We start from the raw sequence: 16,852 nt of genomic DNA, 5'->3' as shown, positions 1-16,852 counted from the left end.
CAGGGCGAGTTGTGCGGTTCGTGCCGATGCGCCCGGCGGGCAGCATGTGCACGAAACGCACAACTCGGTATGTCCTACGGCGCGACTCGCGGTGTTCTGGGGCGTGACTCGCGGTGGTTGTTAGTGGGCGTTTACGTTGGGTCGGTAGCATGGCGTGATGTCGAGCCGTCGTGAGCAGATACTCGCCGCCGCAGCCGAGTTGTTCGCGCGGCACGGGTTCCACGGGGTGGGCATCGACGAGATCGGGGCGGCGGTCGGGGTCTCCGGGCCCGCGCTCTACCGGCACTTCCGCAGCAAGGACGCGATGCTGGGCGAGATGTTGACCTCGATCAGCGAGGTGCTGCTCGGCGGTGGGCTCGAACGGCGGGAGCGCACGGCGGACCCGGCGAAACTGCTCGGTGAGCTGATCGCCTTCCAGGTCGACTTCGCGCTCGACAACCCCGCGTTGATCACCGTGCAGGAACGGAACCTCGGCAACCTCACCGACCCCGACCGCCGCCGGGTGCGGGCGTTGCAGCGCCGGTACGTGGAGGTGTGGGTGCAGGCCCTCCTGGAGACCGCGCCGGGCCTCGACGAGCCGACCGCCCGCGCCGCCGCCCACGCCGTGTTCGGCCTGATCAACTCGACCCCGCACAGCCGCCACCTCGGCCGCGACGGGATGGCCACGATGCTGCGGGAGATGGCGGCCGCCGCACTGACCGGCGCGGCCGGCGACGGCCGGCGCTGAGTGGTCGGAGCGCCTACCTCGGCAAACGTTTTCTCGCCGTGGTCCATCCGGGTGACCGCCCGTCACAGCATGTCCACGTCTCGGTAGTGTTTCGCTTACCGATCAATTCAGACCAAGAGGTGGACGTTGTCACAGCAGACCAACTGGGTTCCGACCTCGGTTGACCTCGAAAAGGCCAGCGCCGCAAGGATGTACGACTACGTGCTCGGCGGCAACCACAACTTCGCCGTCGACCGGGCGCTGGCCGAGGAGTTGCTCAAGGCACAGCCCGAGGTCAAGCGGTTCGTGATCCAGAACAGGGCGTTCATGCGGCGCGCGGTGCTGTTCCTGGCCGAGCAGGGCATCCGCCAGTTCCTCGACCTCGGCTCGGGCATCCCCACCGTCGGCAACGTGCACGAGATCGCCCAGGCGGTCGACCCCACGGCCAGAGTCGTGTACGTCGACAACGAGCACGTCGCCGTCGCGCACAGCCAGCTCCTGCTGGAGAACAACCCGAACGCGGCGATGGTGCACGCCGACATCGCCAAGCCGAACCTCGTCCTCAACGACGCGACGACGCGACGGCTCCTCGACTTCGACCAGCCGATCGGCCTGCTGGGGATCACGATCGGTCACTACATCCTCCCCGAGCATGACCCGGACGGGGTCTTCGCCGCGTACCGCGACGCGCTCGTCCCCGGCAGCTACCTCGCACTCACGCACCTGACCGACGACTTCGCCGAGGACACCAGCGACGAGATCATCGAGAAGCTGAAGAAGTCGCAGAACACGGTCCTGTCGCGCACCAAGGCGGAGATCCTCTCGTTCTTCGGCGACTTCGAGCTGGTGGAGCCGGGTCTGGTCGGCACGTCGCAGTGGCGGCCGGAACGGGACACGGACGACGATAACGACGGTCTGTATGCCGGGATCGCCCGGAAGAAGTAACACTGTCGGGATGGCCGGGTGGCGGCAGCGACCCGCCGCCTGCACCATCGCATGAGCACCGACGACACGACCATGGACAACCAGCGATGCCCGACCCACGCGTGACCGCTCCGCCGGTGCACCGCCGGGAGCAGCTGGCGCGTGCCTGGACACGCTCGGCGACCTCGGCGTCGTACGTCCCGCGCTCGGTCGACGACCTCGAGCGCGTCCTGCTCGAACTGGTCGACGAGGTCATGACGAGCCTCGCCGCCGACGAGTTCACCTCGGCCGCGGGCACGCGCATCGGCGAACGCCTCGTCGCCGAGGGCTTCATCGACCCCTCCGCGCTGGCGGCGTCGATCAGCGTGCTGTCCCGCGAGCTGCTCGGCGACCTCGACTCGACGCCGGACAACGAGCTGGCGCGGCGCACGGTCACGTTGCTCGGCGCGATGTCCGCCGGTTTCGCCGACGGCCTGCGGGAGTACACGCTCACCCAGCAGGAACAGGTCAAACAGGCGCTGTTCAACGCGGTCCTGCGTGCCGAGCACAACCTGCGCGGCACCGAGAACCGCTTCCGCGAGGTGTTCGCCACCTCCGCGACCGGCATCGTGATCACCGACCTCGGCGGCATGTGCATCGAGGTCAACCCGGCGCTCGCGGCCATCCTGTCCACCGAGGCGGAACGGCTGCCCGGCCGGATGCTCACCGACATCTTCCGCGACGACGGCGCGGGCGACGTCATGGCCGCGTACCGCCGCATCCTGGACGGCGAGCAGGCCCGGGTGCACGAGCACCGCAGACTCCGCAAGGAGGACGGTGAGATCGCCTGGGTCCTGCTCGCGATCTCGCTTCTGAGAGACGGCGCGGGCGATCCCGCCTACTTCGTCACGATGGTGCAGGACGTGACCGAGCTGCACCTGTTGCAGGACCGGCTCGGCCACCAGCTGCTGTACGACGCGCTGACCGGGCTGCCGAACCGGCAGTGCTTCCACACCAAGCTGGAGAGCACGCTCGAACGCGCCGAGCCACGTGCCACGATCACGTTGTGCTGTCTCAACCTGGATGCGTTCTCGCTGGTGAACAACAGCTTCGGCCACGCGGTCGGCGACCGGCTGCTGCAGGCGGTCGGCCGTCGGCTCGAGCAGGCGGTGTCGGACGAGAACGCGCTCGTGGCCCGCATCGCCGGTGACGAGTTCGCCGTGCTCATCGAGGACTCGGCGACGACACCGGATCTCGGCGACCTGATCGGCGTGCTCGCCGCGGAGCTCGCGGACCCGGAGTACATCGACGACACCGGGGTCGCGGTCGGCGCGAGCGTCGGCGCCGTGCGCAGGCGTGCCGGTGACGGCGACGCGACCGAGCTGTTCCGTGCCGCGGACACCGCGCTGCGCAAGGCGAGGGCGACCGGGCGGCGGCAGTGGGCCGAGTTCCACGCCGACGACGACCGCGCGGCCGGCGAGCTCGACCGGCTCGCCGCGTCGCTGCCCGCGGCGTGGGAGGTCGGTGAACTGGCCGTGGACTTCACCCCGGTCGTACGGCTCGCGGACCGGGAACCCGTTGGTGCGCGGGCGGTTCTGTCGTGGGTGGCGGCCGACCACGCGACGTGCGTGCGGCTCGCCGAACGCACGGGCTGGTCTGTCCACCTGGGACCGATGCTGTTGCTGGAGGCGTGCAAGCGGTTCGCGGGCTCACCCGGGGTGCTGCGGGTCCAGCTGACCCGCAACCAGTCCGCCGACGCGGACCTCGTGCGTGCGGTGCGCAGGGCGATCGAGGAGAGCGGCCTGACCGCCGACCGGCTGGAGCTGTCGCTCGACGTCGGCGCGCTGCTCGACGACGTCGGGGACGCACGGGACAACCTGGAGGTGCTCGGCGACATCGGCGTGCACGTCGGGTTGTGCGGGGTCACCGGCGGACCGCTGGACTTCGACCTGGTCAGCGCCACCGGAGTGCGGTCGGTGACGCTGTCCGGTGCGCTCGGCGCGGGCAGCGAGGTGCTGGCCGAGGAGACCGCGAGGACGGTGCGCATGTTCGGTTCGCTCGGCGCGACCTGTTCGGTGCTCGACGTGCGTACGCTCGAGGCGGCGGATTGGTGGTCGTCGATCGGGGTAGCCACCGCCCAGGGTGGTGTGTTCAGTGGAGGCTGAGTCACGGGTGGTCGCGGCGGCGAGTGCCGCGCTCACCGCGATGCAGGACGGGGTGGCGGAGCCCACCGTGCCCGAGCAGCACGCCAGGGACGTGATGTCGTTGCTGTTCCACGAGTGCAGCGCGATGGTCTCGGCGCTCGGCAGCGGCGGCACGGCCCCGGTGAAGATGCAGGTCTTCGACAACGCGGGCAACGAGGTGCCGATCGACGAGGCCGACCCGCCGGTCCGCACGGCCGTGCGGGTGCTGCTCGCGGAGGTGCACGGCGACAGCGAGGCGGCGCGCACGCACATCGAGATCGCGCTCGCCAACGCGGCGCCGGAGGAGATGGACACGCTGATGGTCCAGGCCCTGCGGTGGACCATGCGGCTGTCGGACGAGTGCCACAGCCGCGGCCTCCCGGTGGCGGCCTGGATCACCGCCGCGCTGTCCTAGACGCCCCAGCGTTGGCCGAGCGCGTAGCGCGTGCCGTCCGGGTCGGAGAACATCGACCACCAGCCGAAGAACTGCTTCGACGGCGGCTCCGGGAAGTCGACACCCTTCGCGGTCAGCTCCTGGTAGGTCTTCTCGACGTCGTCGGTGTAGAAGAAGACGTTCGAGTGGGGGATGCCGTCGCGGACGTCGGGCATCGTCCAGCCCGGCGCCCGCTTGCTGAGCACGAGTTTCGTCGCCCCGTCCGGCGAGACGACGGACAGCCAGCGCTCCTCCCCGTACGGCTCGTCCTGGTCGAGGGTGAAGCCGAGCGTGTCCACCCAGAACCGCTTCGCGACCTCCTGGTCCTCGACGTAGAGCACGACCTGGTTGACGCCTCGGATCACGACCACCTCCCTATAACCAGAGTGGATATAACCAGGGTGGACTGTATTGTGCCGACATGGCAGACGGCAACCTCCCGCCGCTCACCCCGGCCGGCTACCAGGTACTGCTCGCACTCGCCAGCGGGACGACGCACGGCTACGCGATCATGCGCTTCGTCGACGAGGCCACCGGCGGCGAGGTACGGCTCGGCCCCGGCACCCTGTACCGAACCATCGCACGGCTGGCGGCGGACGGCCTGCTGGAGGAGACGGGCGCCGAGGAGGCCGACGCACGCAGGCGCAACTACCGGCTGACCAGGCTCGGCCACGCCACCGCGCGCCGGGAGTCGGCGCTGCTCGCACGGCTGGTGACCGTCGCGGCGGAGGCCGGACTCCTGCCGGACACGGAACGGCGTACGGCGTGAGCCGCGTCCACGCGCTCACCCCGCACCTGTTCGTCGCGGACGTCGACGCCGCGATCTCCTTCTACCGCACGGTGTTCGGCGCGGTGGAGCTGTTCCGGAACGTGCTCCCCGACGGCACGGTCCTGTTCGTCGAACTGGCCGTCGGCGACGCGCGGCTGCTCGTCAGCCAGGAGGTCGCGACCCTGAACGCGCTGGCCCCGACCACGATCGGCGGCAGCCCGGTCCTGCTGCTGGCCGAGACCGACGACGTCGACGACCTGGCCCGCAGGGCCGTCTTCGCCGGCGGCTCCGTGGAGATCCCGGTTCAGGAGATGTTCTTCGGGGAGCGGTACGGGGTGGTCGCCGACCCGTTCGGACACCGGTGGGCGCTGTCCACGCGGCGCGAGCAGCTCACCCCCGAGGAGATCAACGCCAGGGACCAGGGCTTGACCTGATCGAGTTTGCAATGCAAACCTATGTGCATCGCAATCTGATTGGGGGATGCATCATGACCGGCACCGACGACCTGCTCGCCGAACTGCGGACGCTCCGGCACCGCGCCAGGGCGGACCGGCACGGCTACGCTTTCTCGCTGGTGCTGTTCGGGGCGCTGATACTGGCCGCACCGCTGGTCTACGCACCCGCGCCGCAGGTGGACCCCTACGACTCGTTCGACCCGAGGGTCGTTGGGGACAACCTGCTCGTCCGGATCTTCCGCACCACGGCGGGCCCGGACCCCGCCCAGCCGACCCTCGTCGCCTGCTACTGGCTGTTCGTGCTGGTGGCGGGCTTCGGCGCGACCACGTGGTGGTACCGGCGCCGGGCCGCCCGGGTCGGCGTCGAGACCGACACGCGCGCGTTCCTCATCGCGGCGGCGGCCGGGTTCGCGGGCTTCTTCCTGGGCACGTACGCCTTCTCGCGCTACGCCGTGTCGCTCTACGGCGCGTGGCAGGTGAACCTGTCGCTGATGTTCGGGTCGCTGGCGATCGCGGCGCTGACGCTGTGGTGGAACCGGCAGGCGCTCGGCGTGTTCGTCGCGTCGGTGTTCGGCGCGGTGACGTTCTCGGCCATCGCCGTCTACACCAACAAGGGCTTCTCCGCGCTGCTCGTGATCGCGGGCGGGTTGCTCGCGCTGGCCTGGCTGGAGCGGAGTGTGCTGCTCGGTGTGGTCAGCGTGCTGTTCACGCTCGCCGCGGTACCGTCGACGGCCATGATCGTCAACCCGACGGTCGTCCTCGACCCGGGGTACCTCTTCCAACTGCTGGGCTGGGAGGCCGACTGGGCGGACACGCGGGCCTACGCACTGCAGCAACTGCTCCTGCCGGCCACCGTGCTGCTGGTGGGCGGCACGGTCGCGGCGGTCCGGTACCGCCGATGACCGACCACCCGACGAACGGCCTGAACGACGTCGTCCACCAGCGGCACCGGCTCGGCATCCTGACCATCGCGGCGGAGTCGAAGCGGGTCGAGTTCGGCTACCTCAAGGACACGCTCGAACTGACCGGCGGCAACCTCTCGCGCCACCTGACCGTGCTGGTCGACGCCGGGCTGCTCGAGATGGAGAAGGGCTACGACGGCAAGCGGCCCAGGACCTGGGTGACCATCACGCAGGCGGGCAGGAAGGCGCTGTCGGCCGAGATCGCCGCGTTGCGCGCGCTCGTCGACCGGCATGCCGAGTGACGGTCCGCGCATACTTGCTGCCGTGATCACCGTGCAGGGCGTCGTGGACCGGGTCGGGCCGACGCTGCTGCACACCCGGCTCGCGGGCGGCGGCGGGCACGTCACCGACGTCGTGATCGCCGAGGCCGGGCGGCGTGACCAGGTCGGGGACGGTGACCTGGTCCTCGGCGTCGCCGTGCACACCACCAAGGACGCGGCCGAACTGGTCCGGTACTGCGGCAGCCAGGGCGCGGCCGCGGTGCTCCTCAAGCCGCCGCTGCCGGTGCGCGCCGCCGTCCGGTCGGCCGCGCAGGCACACGGGACGGCCTTGGTGGAGGTTCATGCGGCCGCCTCCTGGGCGCAGATCGTGTGGCTCTTGCGGTCGGTGCTGGACGCGGCGGCGGACGAGTCCGATGGCGCGCACGGCGGCGAGCCCGCCCTCGGCGACCTGTTCCGGCTGGCCGACGCGGCCGCCGCGGTGGTCGACGCGCCGGTCACCATCGAGGACGCCAACTCCCGCGTGCTCGCGTACTCGGCACGGCAGGACCGCACCGACCCCGCCCGCGTGTCGACGATCATGGGCCGGCGGGTGCCGGACGACGTGCTGGCCCGTTTCCGCTCGCGCGGCGTGTTCCGGGAGCTGTCACGCGGCCGGACGACGATCTTCGTGCCCCGTCAGGCCGACGGCACGCTGCCCCGGCTGATCGTGCCGATCCGCATGGGCGGCGAACTGCTCGGTTCCATGTGGGCGGTGGTGGCGGGACCGGTGTCCGACGAGCGGGCGGCCGCGTTCGCCGACACCGCCCCGGTCGTCGCGCTGCACCTGCTGCGCCGCCGCGCCCGCGAGGACGCGGAGCGCCGCCGGTCCGCCGAGCTGGTCCGCACCGTCCTGGAGGGCACGGGCAGCGTGCGGCTCGCGGCGGCCGAGCTGGACCTGCCGGACGAGCCGCACCGGGTGGTCGCGATGGCCATCCGCAGTCCGGACCCGCTGGGGGCCGAGGGCATGCGGCTCGCGCTGTGGGAGCGGATCACCGCGGGTGTCGGCAAGCGGCCTGCCGTGGCGGAGCTGCGCGACGTGCTGTACGCGGTGGTGCCGGACCGCAGCGGCTGGCCCGCGCTGCGCCAGGCGCTGAGCGGCGAGGAAGAACCACTGGTCGCGGCCGGTCCGCCGGTGCCGCTGGGAGAGCTGGCCGGCTCGCGGGCGCTGGCCGAGGAGATGCTGAACCTGCTGCGGACCGGCCTGATCACGGGTCGCGTGGTCAGCCACGAGGACGCGTGGCAGGTGCTCGTGCTGCACCGGTCCGCGACCGGCGCGCTGAGTGCGGGCGCGACCGAGTTCGGGCCCCTCGCGGTGCTGCGGGCGCAGGACGAGCACGCCGGGACGTCCTACGTGGACACGCTGTACGAGTGGCTGCGCCACCCCGGCGACCCGCGTGCGGCCAGCAAGGCGCTGCGGATCCACCCGAACACGCTGCGGTATCGGATGGCCAAGCTGGTCGAGGTGGCGACGGTCGACCTCGACGACCCGGACACGCGTCTGGCGCTCCTCGTCCAACTGGCGGCCATCCGCTGGGCCTGACTGTGCCCACAGCACTACAGAAGGCCTCAATTCTGGTTCCAGCGACACGATGACACTTACTTATCGTTATCTCATCGTGGTGTACGACACCCAGTTGGCCCAGCGTCGGGAAGGACCCCATAGCCGTGAAGATCGCCGTCCCCCGGGAGATCAAGAACCACGAGTACCGGGTCGCGTTGACCCCGGCAGGCGTGCACGAGCTGGCCGCGCACGGGCACGACGTGTTCGTCGAGGCGGGCGCCGGGCTCGGGTCCGCGATCACCGACGAGGAGTACCTCGCCGCGGGCGCGAAGGTCCTGGTGAAGGCCGAGGACGTGTGGGCCGAGGGCGACATGGTCATGAAGGTCAAGGAGCCGATCGCCTCGGAGTACCCGCTGCTGCGTCGTGGCCAGGTGCTGTTCACGTACCTGCACCTGGCCGCGGACGAGCCGCTGACGAAGGCGCTGATGGACGCGGGCACGACCGCGGTCGCGTACGAGACGGTGCAGACGGCGAACGGCGCGCTGCCGCTGCTGGCGCCGATGTCGGAGGTGGCGGGCAGGCTGGCACCGCAGGTGGGCGCGTACGCGTTGATGAGGCCGTCGGGTGGCCGGGGGGTGTTGCCGGGTGGCGTGCCGGGCGTGACCCCCGCGAAGGTCGTCGTGATCGGTGGCGGTGTCGCGGGTCTGAACGCCGCGACGATCGCGGTGGGTATGGGTGCTGACGTGCAGGTCCTGGACACGAACGTGGACCGGCTGCGGCAGGTCGACGCCCAGTTCCAGGGCCGGCTGCGCACGATCACGTCGAACCGGTTCGCGGTGGAGCAGGCGGCGAAGGACGCCGACCTGGTGATCGGCGCGGTGCTGGTGCCGGGCGCGCGCGCCCCGAAGCTGATCGGCAACGAGCTGGTGGCGGACATGAAGCCGGGCTCCGTGCTGGTGGACATCGCGATCGACCAGGGCGGTTGCTTCGCGGACTCGCGCCCGACGACCCACGCGGACCCGACGTACGAGGTCCACCAGTCGGTCTTCTACTGCGTGGCGAACATGCCGGGTGCGGTGCCGAGGACCTCGACGTACGCGCTGACGAACGTGACGCTGCCGTACGCGACGGCGCTGGCGAACAAGGGCTGGGAGGCGGCACTGAGGGACGACAAGGCGCTGGCGCTGGGCCTGAACACCCATGGCGGCGCACTGACGAACGGCCCGGTGGCGGAGGCGCACAACCTGCCCCACACCCCGTTGACCGAAATCGTCAACTAATCAACACACGACGAAAAGCAGAAACGTCACAACTGTCAAAAAGGTGCAGACCACCGAACACAAACCGAACACCCTGTCGCAAAAAGCGACAGGGTGCCCACGGTAACGAACAAGCCACGAAAGACATCCAAGCAACCAAGCAACGCGAGCCGACCAAAGCGAAGGCGACCGGGCTGGGTCGGGAGCGTCCGCACCGTGGGGGTCTGGGGGGTCGCCCCCCAGATCAACCAAGGTCACGGGGAAGGTGGCACCACCGAACAGGCGGATCGAGGGCGGCCCGCTCAACCAGCCTGGGGGTCACTGGGAGCGGGCCGCCACGTGCAAGCTTAAAGGCATGGGGTCGAGAACGGTGCAACTGGGGGTGGGTGAGTTTCATTAGTTCTCAACTCGACACCTTGCGTACCCCGAACGCCGTTCACGGTGCGCACAGCGTTGGTGACTACCCATACGGCGACTAGTCACCCGACAGGAACGCTCGATCGAGTGAGAATGGCGGCAATGGAGTGAAGTTCGGCGATTACCACTTCGGTCGGCCGTTTCCGCCGCCGATGTCGCAGGAGTGACTGAACCCCGCTGGTCCGTACGTTGCATCGATCCGTTCGGTCGGGACCGGGCGTTGATGGTGCTGGTCGAAAACGAGAGAGTCGTGCTCGTCCCCCCTCCGGGTGCCGCCGCGGTGTTGTCCGCGCAGCAGGCCAGGGGGCTGGGAGTGGCTCTCGACCAGGCCGCCGTCCGCACCGACGACCGACAAGACCGTCAGGCAGGCTGATCCCCGTGTGGCCTGGCATGGACGACACCCGCCGCGCCGTGCTGGCGCGGCTGGCGGCGCTCGACGAGGTGGCGGGCAAGGCCGACCCGTCGACGCTGCTGCCGCTGGCCCGCACGGAGCTGCGCAGGCTCGCCGACGGCTGGCGCCGCCTGCTGACCGCCCACCGCATGGACGCCGACGGTCGCTGCGCGGCCTGCCGGACCCGTGTCCGCGCACGTCGATGGCCGTGTCCGGTGTGGCGGGCCGCCCACGAGCAGCTCATCGGCGAAGGACTGCCGCACCGCAGGCGCGCCTACCCCCTGCGCAACCCGTTCACGCGCACGAGCAGCCGTTAACCCACAACTCCCCCGTTCGCCACAACCTCGCCGACGCCATGGGGCAAGATGGCCCCCGCACGAAACCCGCAGGCGAGGCAGGAGGACGCGTGTCGGACGGCAGCGGCCGCATCGTGGTACAGAACCTGAGCAAGAACTTCGGACAGGTCGCCGCGGTACAGAATCTCAGTTTCCAGGTGGAGCCAGGCTCGGTGACCGGCTTCCTCGGACCGAACGGGTCAGGCAAGACCACCACGCTGCGCATGCTGCTCGGCCTGGTGACGCCGACGGCCGGCTACGCGACGATCAACGGCCAGCCGTTCCACCGGCTCGGCAACCCGGGCCGGATCGTGGGCGGCGTGCTCGAGGCGCAGGGCTTCCACCCGGGCCGCACCGCGCGGGACCACCTGCGCGTGTACGCGGCCGCGATGGGCGTGCACGACCAGCGCGCCGACGAGGTGCTGAACCTGGTCGGTCTCGGCCAGGCGGGCAACCGGGCGGCGGGTGGCTTCTCGCTGGGCATGAAGCAGCGCCTGGCGCTGGCCACGGCGCTGCTCGGCGACCCGCAGGTGCTGGTGCTGGACGAGCCGGCCAACGGCCTCGACCCCGAGGGCATCGCGTGGCTGCGGACGTTCCTGAAGGCGTTCGCGCAGAGCGGCAGGACCGTGCTGATCTCCAGCCACCTGCTGGCGGAGGTCGAGCAGACGATCGACCAGGTCGTGATCATCAGCCGTGGTCAGACGATGTACTACGGCATGCTCGACGACCTGCGGAAGTCGCAGAAGTCGCGGGTGCTCGTGCAGTCGGCCGACCCGCAGAAGCTCGCGGTCGCGCTGCAGGAGATGAAGATCACCGAGGTGTCGCCGACGCCGGACGGCAAGCTCGCCGTGGTCGGCGCGACCGTGCAGCAGGTCGGTGACATCGCGTCGCAGGCCGGTGTGGCCGTGTACGGCATGCAGGAGGAGCGGGCCGACCTCGAGCAGCTCTTCTTCGCGCTCACGAGCGGTCAGTACGCCGCGCCCGGCCAGGTCCCCCACGGCCAGCTGCCGCCGGTCCCGCCCGGCTACCAGCAGGGCCCGCCGCCGGGCTACCAGCAGCAGGGCTACGCGCCGCCGCAGCAGACGCCGCCCGGCGGGTGGCAGCAGCAGCCGCAGGGCACGCCGCCCGGTGGCTGGCAGCAGCCGCAGCCACCGCAGCAGTACCAGCAGCAGCCGCCACCGGGCTACGCGCCACCGCAGCAGACCCCGCCGGGTGGGTGGCAGCAGCAGCCGCAGCCCGTCGCGCCGCCCCAGCCGCCGGCACCACCGCAGGCGCCCCAGCCGCCGCAGGACTGGGGGCAGCCGCCGAGTGGCCCGCAGCCGGTGCAGGCGCCGGTCGCCCCACCACCACCGACCCATGACCAGAACCCGAACTCCGGCGGCCCGGACGGAGGCAACAACTGATGGGCAACCTGATCAAGGCGGAGTTCCGCAAGATCCTCACCACCAAGATGTGGTGGGCGATGATGGTCCCGGCCGTGCTGCTGGCGCTGGGCTGGGCGTGGGGCGTGTCGGCGCTGATCACGTCGATCGTCAGCGACATCTCCGACGTGGACATCATCGAGGAGTTCAACATCTCCTTCGACGACCTGTCCTGGTCGGTGATCGCGCTGACGCGCAGCATGAACATCGCGACGATCTTCCCGATGATCTTCGGCACGCTGGCGCTGGCGAGCGAGCTGTCACGGCGGACGATCACCACGAGCTTCCTGACCGCGCCCAACCGCGGCACGCTGCTGTCGGCGAAGGCCGTCACGTACGTGATCTGGGGCCTGCTGTACGGCGTGGTGATCGCGCTGGGCGCGAGCATCGGCACCGCGCTCGGCTCGGAGAGCTCGTACCTGCCCGACACGGGCCAGTGGCTGATGATCGCGCTGTCCGGCATCCTCGGCTGCCTGCTGTGGACGCTCCTGGGTCTCGGCGTCGGCGCGCTGATGGGCTCGCCGGTCGGCGCGCTCGTGATCCTGCTGATCTACTCGCTGATCGTCGGCCCGATCGGTGACCTCGTCATGACGGGGCTCACGGAGGGTTCCTACCTCGCCGGCTTCCTGCCGAACGGCTCGGCGAACGGGCTGACCGGCGCGACCGCGAGCCAGGTGCTCTCCGCACAGGTCATCGACCTGGTGCAGAACGCGGGCGGCACCGTGGACACGGAGGGCCGCGAGGAGTTCGAGCAGGTCGTGCGCGGTATCGCCGGTGCGCCTGGCGCGCTGACGCTGTGGCTGTCCGGCCTGGTGTTCCTGGTGTGGACGGCGATCTTCTTCATGCTGGGCATCCTGCGGAACCGGACCCGCGACATCACCTGATCGCGTGAATCCGACGACGGGGTCCGCCATTGGCGGGCCCCGTTGTCGTTCCGGTCGTCGCTCGGCGGCCGGGACTGTCGGTGGTCACGCCTAATGTGGGTTTCGTGTCGAAGTCCTCCCCTGGCTGGGTCCGCCGGTTGAGTGCCGCCTGCTGGCGGCACCGGCGGCTCGTCGTGCTCTCCGTCGTCGCGTCGGTGGTCGGTGTCGGTTTCCAGGCCGCCGGGCCGGTGCTGGTGAAGCTCGTCGTCGACGACGCGGTCGCGGGCACCACCGAGCGCATCGCGTGGCTGGTGGGCGCGCTGGTGCTGATGGAACTGTCGACGTTCGGCACCGCGTTCGTCCGCCGCTACCTGGGCGGGCGGCTCGCGCTCGACGTGCAGCACGACCTGCGCCAGCAGGTGTTCGCGGCGGTGCAGCGGCTCGACGGCGCGAAGCAGGACGCGTTGCGCACCGGTCAGGTGGTGTCCCGGTCGATCACGGACCTGCAGGTCGTGCAGGGCATGCTGATGATGGTGCCGCTGTCGATCGGCACGGTGGTGTTCGCCCTGCTCGCGCTGGGCGCGATGCTGTGGCTGTCCCCGTTCCTGACGCTGATCGCGCTGGTGGTCACGCCGGTGGTGGCGGTGGTCGCGGTCCGCAGCCGGAAGGTGCTGTTCCCGGCGTCGTGGTCGGCGCAGCAGAGGGCGGCCGACCTGGCACAGCACGTCGAGGAGACCGTCACCGGCGTGCGGGTGGTGAAGGGCTTCGGTCAGGAGGCCAGGGAGATCGCGCGGCTCGACAGGGCGGCGCGGCAGCTGTTCGGCGAGCGGATGCGCACGGCGAAGCTCACGTCCAGGCCCGCGGCCACGCTCGTCGCCATGCCCGCCGCGGGGCAGGTCGCGGTGCTGGCGCTCGGCGGGTACATGGCGTTGAACGGGGACGTCACGCTGGGCACGTTCCTGGCGTTCGCGAGCTACGTGGCGAACCTGGTCGGCCCGACCCGGCTGCTGTCGAGCCTGCTGGTCAACGTGCAGCTGGCGCGGGCGGGCGTCGAGCGGGTGTACGAGCTGATCGACTCGCACCCCACGGTGACCGACGCGCCGGACGCGGTCGCCGTACCCGACGGTCCCGCCGACGTGCGGCTGTCGGACGTCACCTTCGGGTACACGCGCAGCGAGCCGGTGCTGGACGGGGTGTCGCTGGAGGTCCGGCCAGGCGAGACGCTGGCGCTGGTGGGCACGGCCGGGTCCGGGAAGTCGACGGTGTCGCTGCTCCTACCCCGCTTCTACGACGTGCACGAGGGCTCGATCTCCGTGGCGGGCGTGGACGTCCGGCAGCTGACGCTCGCGTCGCTGCGGTCCACGGTCGGCGTGGTGTTCGAGGAGGCATTCCTGTTCTCCGACACCGTGCGCGCCAACATCCGGTACGGCCGGCCGGACGCGACCGACGAGGAGGTGCGGGCGGCCGCGCGTGCCGCGCAGGCGGACGGGTTCATCACCGCCCTGCCGGAGGGATACGACACCGTGGTCGGCGAACGCGGGCTCACGCTGTCCGGCGGGCAGCGGCAGCGGGTGGCGCTCGCGCGAGCGCTGCTGTCCGACCCGAGGGTGCTGGTGCTGGACGACGCGACGTCGGCGGTGGACACGGCGACCGAGGCCGCGATCCACGACACGCTGCGTTCGGTCACCCGCGACCGCACGACGCTGCTGATCGCCCACCGCAGGTCGACGCTGTCGCTGGCCGACCGGATCGCGGTGCTCGACAAGGGCAAGGTCGTCGACGTCGGCACCCACGAGGAGCTGACCGCACGGTGCGAGCTGTACCGGTCGCTGCTGGCCGGGCCCGGCGAGGAGATCGAGGACGGGACCAACAGGGACACCGCGACGCTGACGCCAGGACCGGAGGGCTGGACGCCGCAGCTGTGGCCGGACCAGGTCGAGGAGACGGCAGGCACCCGTCGCTCGGGAGAGGTGGCGACGGCGCCGATCGGCCGGGGCGGCATCGGTGGCGGCCGGATCGCGGGTGCGTTGAGCGGCGCCCCGCCGACGCCGGAGCTGCTGGAGCGGGTGGCCGCGCTGCCACCCGCGACCGAGGCGCCGGTGCTGCGCGGCGAGGATCCGCGAGCCCCCGACCCCGGCTTTCGTTTACGCCGCCTGCTGAAACCGGTGCGCACCATGCTGGCCGTGGTCGCGGGTCTGGTGATCGCGGACGCGGTGCTGACGATGGCGCTGCCGATGCTGATCCAGCAGGGCGTCGACAACGGCGTGGTCACCGGCAACACGACCGCGTTGTGGGTGGTCACGGCGATCGCGGCCGTGTTGGTGGTGCTGAGCTTCGCGGACAACGCGGTCAACACCGTGCTGACCGCGCGGGTCGGTGAGCGGCTGCTGTACCTGCTGCGGGTGCGCAGCTACGCCCACCTGCAGCGGCTCGGGCTGGACTACTTCGAGCGCGAGATGGCCGGCCGGATCATGACCAGGATGACGACGGACGTGGACGCGCTGTCGACGTTCCTGCAGACCGGGCTGACGAGCGCGCTGGCGAGTCTGCTGACGATCGTCACGATCACGGCGGCGCTGGTGATCACCGACCCGGGGCTGTCGCTGGTCGCGTTGTCGGCGCTGCCGATCCTGGTGGTGGCGACGGTGATCTTCCAGCGCCTGTCGTCGGCCGCGTACTCGCAGGCGCGCGAGCAGGTGAGCGCGGTGAACGCGGACATGCAGGAGAACGTGTCCGGGCTGCGGGTGGCGCAGGCGTTCACGCGGGAGGAGCACTCGGCGAAGGAGTTCGCGCAGCGCAGCGACACGTACCGGCGCACCCGGCTGCGTGCCCAGCGCTACGTGGCCACGTACTTCCCGTTCGTGGCGCTGCTGGCGGGCCTCGCGCAGGCGGCGGTGCTGGTGGTGGGCGCGCGGCGGGTGGCGTCTGGCGACCTGTCGGTGGGTGTGCTGCTGGCGTTCATGCTGTACCTGAACCTGTTCTTCTCCCCGGTGCAGCAGCTGTCGAGCGTGTTCGACGGCTACCAGCAGGCACGGGTGGGTCTGCGCCGGATCGCGGACCTGCTGCGCACCCCGAGTTCGGTGGAGCCCCCGGCGCGCCCGGCCCCGGTCCCGCCGAAGCTGACGGGCGCGGTGGAGCTGCGGAACGTCTCGTTCAGCTACCCGGGCACCGACCGCCCGGCGGTAAGCGACCTGAACCTGACGGTCGCGCCGGGTGAGACGGTGGCGCTGGTGGGCGCGACGGGCGCGGGGAAGTCGACGGTGGTGAAGCTGATCGCCCGGTTCTACGACCCGACGGCGGGCCAGGTCGTGGTGGACGGCGTGGACCTGCGCGACTACGACCCGTCGGAGTACCGGCAGCACCTGGGCGTCGTCCCGCAGGAGGCGCACCTGTTCAGCGGCGACGTGGCGGCCAACGTCGGCTACGGCGGCGCGGCGGACGGCGTGAACGGTGACCGGGCCGCCATCGAGACGGCCGTGCGGTCGGTCGGCGCGCTGCCGATGGTGGCGACCCTCCCGGACGGATTCCGCCAGCAGGTGGGCGAGCGCGGGCAGGGCCTGTCCGCGGGGCAGCGCCAGCTGATCGCCCTGGCCCGCGCCGAACTGGTGGCCCCGGACATCCTGCTGCTCGACGAGGCGACCGCGGCACTGGACCCGGCGACGGAGTCGGTGGTCCTGGCAGCGAGCGAACGCCTGGCGCACCCCCGCACGACGTTCGTGGTCGCACACCGCCTGGCCACCGCGGCCAGAGCCGACCGGATCCTGGTGCTGTCCGACGGCCGGATCGTGGAGGAGGGTCCACACGAGGAACTGCTGGCTCTGGACGGCCACTACGCACGGCTGTGGCACCACGGCACCGCGGAGGACGGTCTGGCCCCGGACCCGGCACAACAGGCGAGCTAGCGGCGCCGGTCGCCTGCCGTCTCGGCGGCACGACCTGCTTCGACCCCACCAACGCAGGGCGGTGGCCGCCAACGAAAAAACCTGCCGCGGGT

The 16,852-nt window shown here is 70.9% G+C and carries 16 protein-coding genes; 15 read left to right on the top strand and 1 reads right to left on the bottom strand.

Features of this window, described 5'->3' with window-relative positions:
- Window positions 1–157: 157 nt before the first annotated feature.
- From ACIBVP_RS16965 to ACIBVP_RS16950, 4 genes are all read left to right on the top strand, one after another.
- On the top strand, window positions 158–727 hold the full coding sequence (locus tag ACIBVP_RS16965) for a TetR/AcrR family transcriptional regulator (protein ID WP_396107061.1): 570 nt from the start codon (window positions 158–160) through the stop codon (window positions 725–727).
- Between the two features lie 126 nt (window positions 728–853).
- A complete protein-coding gene (locus ACIBVP_RS16960) occupies window positions 854–1,651 on the top strand; it encodes an SAM-dependent methyltransferase (RefSeq protein WP_396107060.1) in 798 nt (265 codons plus the stop codon).
- Window positions 1,652–1,737: 86 nt separating this feature from the next.
- Entirely contained in the window at window positions 1,738–3,774 is a 2,037-nt protein-coding gene (locus ACIBVP_RS16955) for a diguanylate cyclase domain-containing protein (protein ID WP_396107059.1), read from the top strand.
- Between the two features lie 40 nt (window positions 3,775–3,814).
- Window positions 3,815–4,207: a hypothetical protein gene (locus tag ACIBVP_RS16950; protein WP_396107364.1), complete on the top strand. Its 393-nt coding sequence runs from the start codon at window positions 3,815–3,817 to the stop codon at window positions 4,205–4,207.
- Here ACIBVP_RS16950 and ACIBVP_RS16945 read toward each other — a convergent pair.
- Entirely contained in the window at window positions 4,204–4,590 is a 387-nt protein-coding gene (locus ACIBVP_RS16945; RefSeq protein ID WP_396107058.1) for a glyoxalase superfamily protein, read from the bottom strand. The two genes, ACIBVP_RS16950 and ACIBVP_RS16945, sit on opposite strands and share 4 nt — an antisense overlap.
- A gap of 56 nt (window positions 4,591–4,646) precedes the next feature.
- On the opposite strand from ACIBVP_RS16945, the gene ACIBVP_RS16940 reads away from it, so the two are divergent.
- The 11 genes from ACIBVP_RS16940 (at window position 4,647) to ACIBVP_RS16890 (ending at window position 16,760) form a co-directional block, all read left to right on the top strand.
- A complete protein-coding gene (locus ACIBVP_RS16940) occupies window positions 4,647–4,994 on the top strand; it encodes a PadR family transcriptional regulator (RefSeq protein WP_396107057.1) in 348 nt (115 codons plus the stop codon).
- Window positions 4,991–5,428, top strand: a complete 438-nt coding sequence (locus ACIBVP_RS16935) for a VOC family protein (RefSeq protein ID WP_396107056.1) — start codon at window positions 4,991–4,993, stop codon at window positions 5,426–5,428. Before ACIBVP_RS16940 ends, ACIBVP_RS16935 begins: the two co-directional genes overlap by 4 nt.
- 53 nt (window positions 5,429–5,481) lie before the next feature.
- Window positions 5,482–6,351 carry a hypothetical protein gene (locus ACIBVP_RS16930; RefSeq protein WP_396107055.1) on the top strand — a complete coding sequence of 290 codons (870 nt, stop codon included), beginning with the start codon at window positions 5,482–5,484 and terminating at the stop codon, window positions 6,349–6,351.
- Entirely contained in the window at window positions 6,348–6,653 is a 306-nt protein-coding gene (locus ACIBVP_RS16925) for a transcriptional regulator (RefSeq protein ID WP_396107054.1), read from the top strand. Before ACIBVP_RS16930 ends, ACIBVP_RS16925 begins: the two co-directional genes overlap by 4 nt.
- A 22-nt stretch (window positions 6,654–6,675) precedes the next feature.
- Entirely contained in the window at window positions 6,676–8,211 is a 1,536-nt protein-coding gene (locus ACIBVP_RS16920; RefSeq protein WP_396107053.1) for a PucR family transcriptional regulator, read from the top strand.
- Window positions 8,212–8,336: 125 nt separating this feature from the next.
- Window positions 8,337–9,452, top strand: a complete 1,116-nt coding sequence (ald, locus tag ACIBVP_RS16915; protein ID WP_396107052.1) for an alanine dehydrogenase — start codon at window positions 8,337–8,339, stop codon at window positions 9,450–9,452.
- Window positions 9,453–10,098: 646 nt separating this feature from the next.
- Window positions 10,099–10,221, top strand: a complete 123-nt coding sequence (locus tag ACIBVP_RS16910; protein WP_396107051.1) for a hypothetical protein — start codon at window positions 10,099–10,101, stop codon at window positions 10,219–10,221.
- Window positions 10,222–10,238: 17 nt separating this feature from the next.
- The gene (locus ACIBVP_RS16905) at window positions 10,239–10,556 is read left to right on the top strand and encodes a hypothetical protein (RefSeq protein ID WP_396107050.1); all 318 of its coding nucleotides are present in this window, start codon (window positions 10,239–10,241) and stop codon (window positions 10,554–10,556) included.
- 89 nt (window positions 10,557–10,645) lie between these two features.
- A complete protein-coding gene (locus ACIBVP_RS16900) occupies window positions 10,646–11,977 on the top strand; it encodes an ABC transporter ATP-binding protein (protein WP_396107049.1) in 1,332 nt (443 codons plus the stop codon).
- Entirely contained in the window at window positions 11,977–12,879 is a 903-nt protein-coding gene (locus ACIBVP_RS16895; protein ID WP_396107048.1) for an ABC transporter permease subunit, read from the top strand. Before ACIBVP_RS16900 ends, ACIBVP_RS16895 begins: the two co-directional genes overlap by 1 nt.
- Before the next feature lie 95 nt (window positions 12,880–12,974).
- Window positions 12,975–16,760 (top strand): ABC transporter ATP-binding protein, encoded by a 3,786-nt coding sequence (locus tag ACIBVP_RS16890; protein ID WP_396107363.1) that lies wholly within the window; start codon window positions 12,975–12,977, stop codon window positions 16,758–16,760.
- The last annotated feature ends 92 nt before the right edge of the window (window positions 16,761–16,852 follow it).

Source organism: Actinophytocola sp. NPDC049390 (assembly GCF_044466355.1).
GTDB lineage: Bacteria > Actinomycetota > Actinomycetes > Mycobacteriales > Pseudonocardiaceae > Actinophytocola.
The sequence above is the reverse complement of the archived record's forward strand: the minus strand, read 5'-3'. Positions and strand labels throughout refer to the sequence as shown.